We start from the raw sequence: 204 nt of genomic DNA, 5'->3' as shown, positions 1-204 counted from the left end.
TGTATCTTGACTTGGATCTGTTGGGATGTTTGGTACTACATATCCTTTTGATGGATCTTTCGGATCAACTGGTTTAAGTGGGTTGCCATCTTTATCTTCTGGAGTGAATCCTGGAACGTATGGTAACACTTCTGTTGGTTGTCCTGGTTTTGTTGGATCTTGTGGGTCATTTGGATACTTGATTGGAGTTGTTGGTTGACCTGG

The 204-nt window shown here is 42.2% G+C and carries 1 pseudogene; it reads right to left on the bottom strand.

Going from position 1 to position 204, the window contains the following annotated elements:
* Window positions 1-204 (bottom strand): annotated as a pseudogene (locus HMPREF2613_RS05580) (hypothetical protein); the annotation flags it as partial.

The sequence above is a fragment of the Streptococcus sp. HMSC070B10 genome (assembly GCF_001808665.1).
Lineage (GTDB): Bacteria > Bacillota > Bacilli > Lactobacillales > Streptococcaceae > Streptococcus.
Note: the sequence above shows the minus strand (reverse complement) of the source record. Positions and strands in the feature narration are given on the sequence as shown.